Genomic DNA, 8,566 nt, shown 5'->3' on the forward strand with positions numbered 1-8,566 from the left:
CGGCGGCGACGGCGGCGACGATGACCAGGCCGGTCACGACGGTCTGCCAGAACGAGGAGATCCCCTTGACGTTGAGGATGTTCTGGAGCAGGCCGATGAAGGCGACGCCGATGACCGTGCCCCAGATGGTGCCGGAGCCTCCGAAGAGCGCCGCGCCGCCGATGATCACCGCGGAGATCACGGTGAGCTCCATGCCCTGTCCGGTGACGCCCTGGACGTAGGACAGGAAGGACAGGCCGAGGACGCCCGCGAGTCCGGCGGTGAACCCGGAGAGGACGAACGCGGTCAGCTTCACCCGCTTGACGTTGACGCCGACGAGCCGGGCGGCCTCCTGGTTGCCGCCCACGGCGTAGGTGTGGAAGCCGAAGCGGGACCGGGCCAGCAGCACCCCGCCGATGACGGCGATGACGGCGAAGAACACGAACTGCATCGGAACGACGCCGAACAGCAGTCCCTGGCCCAGCAGGTTGAAGTCGGCGACCCCCGCCTGCGAGGAGCTGAGGGAGATCGGGGCGCCGTCGGAGATGAGCAGCGCGATCCCGCGGAACACGCTGAGGGTGCCGAGGGTGACGATGAACGACGGCACTCCGAGCACGACGACCGCCAGGCCGTTGAGCAGGCCGGCCACCGCGCCCACGGCGAGCCCGACGCAGGACGCGAGGACCCAGTTCCAGCCGTCGGAGATCAGGATGCCGGTGGAGATGGCCGACAGGGCGTAGGTGGAGCCGACGGACAGGTCGATCTCCCCGTTGAGGATCACGAACGTCACGCCGATGGCCATGATGCCGATCTGCGAGACCTGCTGGCCGACCGAGAGCAGGTTGTCTGACTGGGCGAAGCTCGGGGAGAGGACGACGCCCAGGACGAAGAGCAGGACGAGGGCGGCGAAGACGCCGGCCTCACGGGCGTGCAGGAGTCTGCGCAGCGGGAGGGAGAACTCCCGTGCGGACGCGGTGGTCGTGGTCATCGGTCGGTTCCCATCAGGACGCTCAGCTGGTCTCGGGTAGGCAGCGCGGGGACGACCCCGGCGATGGTCACGGTGTGGGCGCCGGCGCACGCGGCGAAGCTCGTCGCCTCCGCCAGGGGGCGTCCCTCGGCGAGGGCGACGGCGAGGGCGGCGGTGAAGGAGTCGCCCGCGCCGGTGGTGTCGACGACGGTCCGGGCCGGGTGCGGCGGCACCCGCGTCGTGACGCCCTCCCGGGCGACCAGCGCTCCCTCCCCGCCCCGGGTCAGGACGGCGGCACCGCCGGTGCGCTCGCACAGGCGGCGCACCAGCTCCTCGTCCTCCAGTCCGTGGTCCCCGGGGAGTCCGAGGAGTACGGGGGCCTCGGTCTGGTTCGGGGTGATCACGTCGATCAGCGGCCAGAGGTCGTCGGGCAGCGGACGGGCGGGGGCCGGGTTGAGCAGGGTGGCGGTTCCCGCGTCGCGGCCCGCGCGCAGCGCCGCGGCCACGGCCTCCTCCGGGATCTCCATGGAGACCACGAGGATGTCGGCGGCGGCGATCTCGGCCCGGAACGGCTCCACCGCGGCGGCGTCCAGTTCGTCGAGGGCGCCGGGAGCGATGGCGATGCGGTTCTCCCCGGACGGTTCGACCAGGATGAAGCCGACCATCGTGGGGGCCCCGGCCGTCAGGACGTGGTCCGCCGCGACGCCTTCCTCGCGCCACAGCGCACGGGCGGCCCGCCCGAAGTCGTCGTCGCCGACGGCGGTCAGCAGGGAGACCCGCGCGCCCAGCCGGGCGGCGCCGATGGCCTGATTGCTTCCCTTGCCGCCGGGGCCGGGCGAGAACACCCCGCCCGAGACGGTCTCGCCCGCGGCGGGCGACCTGGGCACCCGCATGGTGAGCCCCGCCCCATAGCTTCCGACAACCGCGACCCTGACCATGCACCCACCCCTTTGCATAGGGACAACCGTGAACATGAGGGAGCTTATGTACAGTGATGTCTATAGTCAATGGAGAAGCTGAAGTGACTTTTCGGCCAACCGCGGGGCACCGTTCGAGGACGCGGGTCACACGACCCGGCAGCGGCCGCCCGGGGCGTGGAAGGGCGTCGGCCCGGGCGGTGCGCCGCCGGTGAGCGTCCGCGTCCGCCGCCGGCCCGGCCGCGCGTGCGGCGGCGCGGCGTGCCGACGGGCCCGCCCGCCACGGCCTCCACGGACGGCGCCGCTCGGCCCGGCAGGGTGTTCGACCGGAAGGGGGTTCAGCCCGGGGGGTTCAGCCCGGAAGGGTGCTCAACTCACCCTTTCCGCCCGGTGCTTGACCGCCCGCAGGCGCACTTCGGACGGCAGGGCGGCGAGGCCCGCCGAGTCGCGGGCGTGGGTCAGGGCGCCGGTGGTGAGGGCGTGCAGGGCGGTCCCGGGGTCCACATGGGGTTCCAGGAGGAGGCGGATCCGGGCGCTCGGCGCGGTGCGGCGGCCGGTGAGCAGGACGCGGACCTGTGCGACGCCGTCGAGTTGGCTCGCCTCCTCGGTGAGGGCCCGCTCCAGCGCCCGGCCGCGCAGCACCGCGCCGTCGCCGTCACCGGTGTCGACCAGCACCTCGGCCGAACGCCGCCGGCGCACCACCGCGACCAGCCACCACAGACAGAGCAGGACCAGGACGGCGAGGACCGCGAGGACGACCGGCCACCACCAGCCCTCGTCCCGCCACCGGGTCCGCTCGGCCTGGTCCAGCAGCACGTCGTGCCGTCCGCCGTGCAGCCACCAGGAGGGCGCCGGCGCTCCCAGCCCGATCGCCAGCACGGATCCGCCGAGGGCGACCAGCACCAGGCCCGCCAGCGCGAGCAGCACCCGATTGACCCGTCCGAGCACCGCCCTCACCCCTTCCGGCCGAGCCGCCGCACACGCACCGACAGCGCGGGCGTCCGGGCCAGGCCCAGCCCCCGGACCGCGTCGTCGAGCACCGCGCCCAGGTCGGCCCGCACCTCGTCCAGCGGGCGGAAGTGCGACACCGCGCGGACGTCGGCCCTGGCCCGCTTCATCCGTACCCGGACCGACTGCACGCCGGCCACCTCCATGGCCCGGTCCCGCAGCACCACCGCGGCGGCGTCCCGGTGCAGTCCGGCGCGTACGTCGGGACGGATGCGGCGCATCGGGAGCAGGGAGCGCAGGCCGGGCGTCAGGGCGAGCAGGAGCAGCCAGAGGCCCAGTGCGGCGGCGACCCCGGCGCCGACCAGCACCCAGACGTCGTCCAGGGGGCGCTCGGCCAGCTGCCGGGCCAGCTCCCGGCGCCAGGCCATCGCGGACCGGCCGGCGCGCACCGCGGCGATGTCGTACAGGAACACGCCCGCGATCAGCAGCGTCAGCAGCGCGAGCAGGCCCGCGGGGACACGGCGGGCCGACCAGAAGCGCCGGACCCGGCCCGTCCCGCCCGTCCCGCCCTCCTCGGTCCCGGCGGCGTCCCGCACGGGCGGTGGGGGCTGCTGCAGGACCGCGCCGGCGGGCTCCCCGGTGTCCTGGGGCCGGCTCATCGGACCCTCTCCCGTGCCGCCCGGAACTCGGCGGCCAGATGCAGCCGTTCCACCTGGACGACGACCTCCGGGACCCGCATGCCCGCCAGGGTGCTCACCCGCTCGACCACACGGCGGCGCACCTCTCGGCACCGGCCGCCGATGTCGCCGGGGTAGTCGAGCTCGGCCTGCACCCGGACCCTGGCGCTGCCGTGGTGGACGACGACCGTGGCGTGCGGCGGGGCGGCGTCCGGGGGCAGCGTGCCGACCGCCTCGAGGGCCGCCCGGGAGGCGATCTTCGCCACCACCCGGTCGGCGATCCTGAGCGCGCCGCGCTCGCCCGGTGCGACACCGGCCGGGCTCCCTCCCGGTTCACCGGCCCCCGCGCTCACCGCCGCCAACGCCGTCACCGCCGCCCTTGGCCGCGGGGACGGAAGAAGTCGCCGGGTTCCACGTCCCCCTCGAGGAACCGCCCGACGACCAACCCGACCGCGCCCAGGGCCGCCACCAGCAGGAAGGCCCAGAATCCGCCGAAGTACCCGGCGAAGCCCAGTGCCATGCCGGCCACCATGCCGACCACGGCCATGCTCATGGTGCGCTCCTCAGCTCCTCAGTGGTGCGCCGTCCGGGCGGGGCCTCCCCCCGCCCGTGCCTCACTGGAGCCGCGACTCCGGCTCCTCGTCCTCCTCGTCCGGCAGCTTCACGTCGCTCACCGCGATGTTGACCTCGACCACCTCGAGGCTGGTCATCCGCTCGACCGCCGCGATGACGTTCTCCCGCACGTCACTGGCGACGTCGGAGATGGACACCCCGTAGTCGACGACGATCTCCAGGTCGAGCGCGGTCTGCACCTCGCCGACCTCGACCTTGACCCCGCGCGTCACCGACTTCGAGCCGCCCGGCACCCGGTCGCGCACGGCGCCGATGGTCCGCGACAGCCCGCTGCCCAGGGCGTGCACACCGACCACGTCCCGCGCGGCCATTCCCGCGATCTTCTCCACGACGCCGTCGGCGATGGTGGTGCGGCCACGGCTGGCCGGATCGCCGCCGCCACGCCGGGTCCCCCGGTCCTTGCGCACCGTGGTCTCCGAGAGGTTCTTCTCGATCCCGGGGGCCCGTGTCGAGCCCTCGCCGGTCATGTCCGTCATCGTCACGGTCCCTTCGATCGTCCTCCTTGACCACGGTATGCGGGGTTGCGCGGTATTGCGCCAGTTATGCGGCAATCTGGAGGAATGACGGCGGATCGATGGGCGCAGGCGGTGCGACAGCAGGTGGGGCTGGGCAGGTTCCTGCCCCTGGGCGGCCCGCGCGACGGCGCGTGGATCGCGGAACGTGCCGCGGAGAGCGTCCTGCGGCACACGGTGGCGCGTGAGGTGCCGGACGTCCGCCTGGACGGACTGCGGATCGCGCTCGCCGACCCGGACCGGGCGGGCGAGCCGGCCGTCCCGCCCCCGCCGAGCGCGCTGCCGCCGGGCGCGCTGCGGCTGACCGCGGAGTTCGCGGCCACGGCGGCACAGCCGCTGCCGGCGACGGCGTCCCGCCTGCGTACGGCACTGGCGGACGCCGCGGCGGAACGGATCGGGCTGTCGGTCGCGGAGGTGGACCTGCGGGTGGCGGAGCTCCTGGAGGAGGAGCCGTCACCGGTCCCGCCCGCCGCACCGCCGCCGGAGCCGACGCCCCGGGCCGCCGTCGGGCCCGGTGACTCCGAGGCCGACCGGGTGAGGGAGGCGGTGCTCGCCGTCCCGGGGGTGACCCGGCTGACGGGCGCACCGGACCGCCCGGTGCGGCTGACGGAGCGGCCGGGCGGGGCCGCGCTGCCCCACCGCCACGCACGCGTGGACCTCGCGGTCCACAGGGACCACCGGGCCCTGGACGTGGCCCGGGCGGTCCGCGCGGCGGTGTCCCGGGCGCTGCCGGACCGCCCCACGGTGGCGGTCCTGGTCACGGAGGTCGACTGACCGGCCGCCGCTCCCCCGCCGACCGCCGGACGGCGTCGGGCACCGTCGGCCTCCGGCCGCCGGCGCCCGGTGGGCTTCGGTGGGCTATTCGCCGAGGCCGGCCAGGTCCCGCAGCCGGCGACCCTGTGCGGCGCGCTCGGCGGCCCGCTGCTCCTCGTACGTACGGTCCTGCGCGCCGCGCAGCAGCGCCTTGGTCTCGATCACCGCGTCCCGGGGCGCGGCCAGCAACGCCGCGGCCAGGTCCCGCACCGCCGCGTCCAGTTCGGCGGCGGGCACGGCGAGGTTGGCCAGGCCGGTGTTCACCGCCTCCTCGGCCGCGACGAAGCGCCCGGTCGCGCAGATCTCCAGCGCGCGGGCGTACCCGACGAGCCCGACCAGCGGATGGGTGCCGGTCAGGTCCGGGACGAGCCCGAGGCTGGTCTCGCGCATGGCGAACTGCACGTCGTCCGCGACGACGCGCAGGTCACAGGCGAGGGCCAGCTGGAAACCGGCCCCGATGGCGTGTCCCTGCACGGCCGCGACGGACACGATGTCGTTGCGCCGCCACCAGGTGAACGCCTCCTGGTACTCGGCGATGGTCGCGTCGAGTCCGGCCTCGGCGCTGCGCGCCAGGTCGAGGAACGAGGGCTCGCCCTCGATCCCCTCGGGCGTGAGCATCTGCCGGTCGAGCCCGGCGGAGAAGGACTTGCCCTCGCCGCGCAGCACCACGACCCGGACGGAGCCCGGCAGCAGCCGGCCCGCCTCGGCCAGCGCCCGCCACAGAGCGGGACTCTGCGCGTTGCGCTTGGCCGGGTTGGTCAGCGTCACCGTGGCGATCGCGTCGTCGACGGTGAGCCGTACGCCGTCCTTGTCGAGTACCGGACCGAGGTCCTGGGCGGACGAAGCCATGGGGCGCCTCCGATGGGTGCGGTCGTCTTCCGTGCCGTACGGCGGCGTCGAGCCGTCCTGCGGCACAGCCAAGTGACTGCACAGTAACCACCCGGCCGGTCAATCGGCCGACCGGGTGGTCACCACCGGGATCGAGGGGCGCCCGGGGTCAGGCCGTAGGAGCCTTCTTGCCCCGTGTCGCCCCGCCACGCCCTCGGAGCGTGACCCCCGATTCGCTGAGCATGCGGTGCACAAAGCCATACGAGCGGCCGGTCTCCTCGGCCAACGCCCGGATGCTCGCACCGGCGTCGTACTTCTTCTTCAGGTCTGCCGCGAGCTTGTCGCGCGCGGCGCCGGTCACCCGGCTGCCCTTCTTCAGAGTCTCGGCCACCCGTGCCTCCTCATGGGAAGTGCGCTCTGGTCTCCTCATGATCACCCCTCCCGGCCTTCATGGCCACCCATTCGGCAAGGTCCGTGAGACAAGGTTGTGACGACAGGAGCGCATCCCCACAAGCGGAATTGCAGGTTCCAGCCGGTGCCGCCGATACCGCCGAACGGGTTCCCGCGCGAAACCCCAGGTCAGAAAGGCGCGACGGCCGCGCCCCCGCACACGGGGACACGGCCGTCATTTCGTTGTAGGACACACCTCGGTACGAGGAGATCTCACACGAATGATGGATCACCGATGGGCCGAATGATCCATACGCTGTGGATCATCCGTTCGATCAACCCGGGCTGACCGCTCGCGGACGGCCCGGACGACCCGCCGTCCGCTCAGGCGAGGGCGACGAGGTCCGCGTAGTCGGAGCCCCAGAGGTCCTCGACGCCGTCCGGCAGCAGGATGATCCGCTCCGGCTGGAGCGCCTCGACGGCGCCCTCGTCGTGCGTCACCAGCACGACCGCGCCCTTGTAGGTGCGCAGGGCGCCGAGGATCTCCTCGCGGCTGGCCGGGTCGAGGTTGTTGGTCGGCTCGTCCAGCAGCAGCACGTTCGCCGAGGAGACCACCAGGGTGGCGAGCGCCAGACGGGTCTTCTCGCCGCCGGAGAGGACACCGGCGGGCTTGTCCACGTCGTCGCCGGAGAACAGGAACGAGCCGAGCACCTTGCGGACCTCGACGAGGTCCATGTCGGGCGCGGCGGAGCGCATGTTCTCCAGGACCGTGCGGTCGGGGTCGAGGGTCTCGTGCTCCTGGGCGTAGTAGCCGAGCTTGAGGCCGTGGCCGGGGACGACGGCCCCGGTGTCCGGCCGCTCGACACCGGCCAGCAGCCTCAGCAGGGTGGTCTTGCCCGCGCCGTTGAGACCGAGGATGACGACCCGGGAGCCCTTGTCGATGGCCAGGTCGACGTCGGTGAAGATCTCCAGCGAGCCGTACGACTTCGACAGGCCCTCGGCCATCAGCGGGGTCTTGCCGCAGGGGGCGGGCTCGGGGAAGCGCAGCTTGGCGATCTTGTCGGACTGGCGGACCTCTTCCAGGCCGGCCAGCAGGCGCTCGGCACGGCGGGCCATGTTCTGCGCGGCGACCGTCTTGGTGGCCTTGGCGCGCATCTTGTCGGCCTGCGCGTTGAGCGCGGCGGCCTTCTTCTCGGCGTTCTGCCGCTCGCGCCTGCGGCGCTTCTCGTCGGCCTCGCGCTGCTGCTGGTAGAGCTTCCAGCCCATGTTGTAGACGTCGATGGCGGCGCGGTTGGCGTCCAGGTAGAACACCTTGTTGACGACCGTCTCGACCAGGTCGACGTCGTGGGAGATGACGATGAAGCCGCCGCGGTAGGTCTTGAGGTAGTCGCGCAGCCAGACGATCGAGTCGGCGTCGAGGTGGTTGGTCGGCTCGTCCAGCAGCAGCGTGTCCGCGTCCGAGAACAGGATCCGGGCCAGCTCGACCCGGCGGCGCTGACCGCCGGAGAGCGTGTGCAGCGGCTGGCCGAGCACCCGGTCGGGCAGGTTCAGCGCGGCGGCGATGGTGGCGGCCTCGGCCTCGGCGGCGTATCCGCCCTTGGTGAGGAACTCCGTCTCCTGGCGCTCGTACTGCTTGAGCGCCTTCTCGCGGGTGGCGCCCTGGCCGTTGGCGATGCGCTGCTCGTTCTCGCGCATCTTGCGGATCAGTACGTCCAGGCCGCGCGCGGAGAGGATGCGGTCGCGGGCGAAGACGTCGAGGTCGCCGGTGCGGGGGTCCTGGGGGAGGTAGCCGACCTCGCCGGAGCGGGTGACGGTGCCCGCGGCCGGGATGCCCTGGCCGGCGAGGACCTTGGTGAGGGTGGTCTTGCCGGCGCCGTTGCGGCCGACCAGGCCGATGCGGTC

Annotated in this window: 11 protein-coding genes; 1 reads left to right on the plus strand and 10 read right to left on the minus strand. The window is 73.5% G+C overall.

The features are described 5' to 3' along the window. The 7 genes from B7L92_RS05495 to B7L92_RS05525 form a co-directional block, all read right to left on the minus strand. A partial coding sequence (locus B7L92_RS05495) for an ABC transporter permease (RefSeq protein WP_081236353.1) occupies positions 1-967 on the minus strand: 967 nt, incomplete at its 3' end. Next, positions 964-1,920, minus strand: a complete 957-nt coding sequence (locus B7L92_RS05500) for a ribokinase (RefSeq protein ID WP_438363958.1) — start codon at positions 1,918-1,920, stop codon at positions 964-966. The genes B7L92_RS05495 and B7L92_RS05500, both read right to left, overlap by 4 nt. A gap of 312 nt (positions 1,921-2,232) precedes the next feature. Next, the gene (gene amaP, locus B7L92_RS05505) at positions 2,233-2,820 is read right to left on the minus strand and encodes an alkaline shock response membrane anchor protein AmaP (protein WP_081236355.1); all 588 of its coding nucleotides are present in this window, start codon (positions 2,818-2,820) and stop codon (positions 2,233-2,235) included. Then, complete coding sequence (locus B7L92_RS05510; protein WP_081236356.1) at positions 2,817-3,470, minus strand: DUF6286 domain-containing protein; 654 nt, start codon at positions 3,468-3,470, stop codon at positions 2,817-2,819. Before B7L92_RS05510 ends, amaP begins: the two co-directional genes overlap by 4 nt. Further along, positions 3,467-3,850, minus strand: coding sequence for a hypothetical protein (locus B7L92_RS05515; RefSeq protein WP_081236357.1), 384 nt, complete (start codon positions 3,848-3,850; stop codon positions 3,467-3,469). Before B7L92_RS05515 ends, B7L92_RS05510 begins: the two co-directional genes overlap by 4 nt. 5 nt (positions 3,851-3,855) lie before the next feature. Next, a complete protein-coding gene (locus B7L92_RS05520) occupies positions 3,856-4,041 on the minus strand; it encodes a hypothetical protein (protein ID WP_081236358.1) in 186 nt (61 codons plus the stop codon). Positions 4,042-4,102: 61 nt separating this feature from the next. Further along, positions 4,103-4,597, minus strand: coding sequence for an Asp23/Gls24 family envelope stress response protein (locus B7L92_RS05525; RefSeq protein WP_081236359.1), 495 nt, complete (start codon positions 4,595-4,597; stop codon positions 4,103-4,105). An 84-nt stretch (positions 4,598-4,681) separates the two neighbouring features. On the opposite strand from B7L92_RS05525, the gene B7L92_RS05530 reads away from it, so the two are divergent. After that, positions 4,682-5,407: a nucleopolyhedrovirus P10 family protein gene (locus B7L92_RS05530; protein ID WP_143626242.1), complete on the plus strand. Its 726-nt coding sequence runs from the start codon at positions 4,682-4,684 to the stop codon at positions 5,405-5,407. A gap of 84 nt (positions 5,408-5,491) precedes the next feature. Here B7L92_RS05530 and B7L92_RS05535 read toward each other — a convergent pair whose 3' ends face one another. From B7L92_RS05535 to abc-f, 3 genes are all read right to left on the minus strand, one after another. Further along, entirely contained in the window at positions 5,492-6,295 is an 804-nt protein-coding gene (locus B7L92_RS05535; RefSeq protein ID WP_081236361.1) for an enoyl-CoA hydratase/isomerase family protein, read from the minus strand. A gap of 148 nt (positions 6,296-6,443) precedes the next feature. Continuing rightward, on the minus strand, positions 6,444-6,665 hold the full coding sequence (locus tag B7L92_RS05540; protein WP_016826854.1) for a helix-turn-helix domain-containing protein: 222 nt from the start codon (positions 6,663-6,665) through the stop codon (positions 6,444-6,446). Positions 6,666-7,048: 383 nt separating this feature from the next. Continuing rightward, on the minus strand, positions 7,049-8,566 hold a 1,518-nt coding region (abc-f, locus tag B7L92_RS05545; RefSeq protein ID WP_081236362.1), incomplete at its 5' end, for a ribosomal protection-like ABC-F family protein.

The sequence above is a fragment of the Streptomyces viridosporus genome (assembly GCF_002078235.1).
Classification (GTDB): domain Bacteria; phylum Actinomycetota; class Actinomycetes; order Streptomycetales; family Streptomycetaceae; genus Streptomyces; species Streptomyces viridosporus.

Coding starts and splice junctions, on each gene's coding strand:
- B7L92_RS05500 (WP_438363958.1), bottom strand. CDS start 1,920: ATGTTCACGGTTGTCCCTATGCAAAGGGGTGGGTGCATGGTCAGGGTC.
- B7L92_RS05510 (WP_081236356.1), bottom strand. CDS start 3,470: ATGAGCCGGCCCCAGGACACCGGGGAGCCCGCCGGCGCGGTCCTGCAG.
- B7L92_RS05520 (WP_081236358.1), bottom strand. CDS start 4,041: ATGAGCATGGCCGTGGTCGGCATGGTGGCCGGCATGGCACTGGGCTTC.
- B7L92_RS05525 (WP_081236359.1), bottom strand. CDS start 4,597: ATGACGGACATGACCGGCGAGGGCTCGACACGGGCCCCCGGGATCGAG.
- B7L92_RS05530 (WP_143626242.1), top strand. CDS start 4,682: ATGACGGCGGATCGATGGGCGCAGGCGGTGCGACAGCAGGTGGGGCTG.
- B7L92_RS05535 (WP_081236361.1), bottom strand. CDS start 6,295: ATGGCTTCGTCCGCCCAGGACCTCGGTCCGGTACTCGACAAGGACGGC.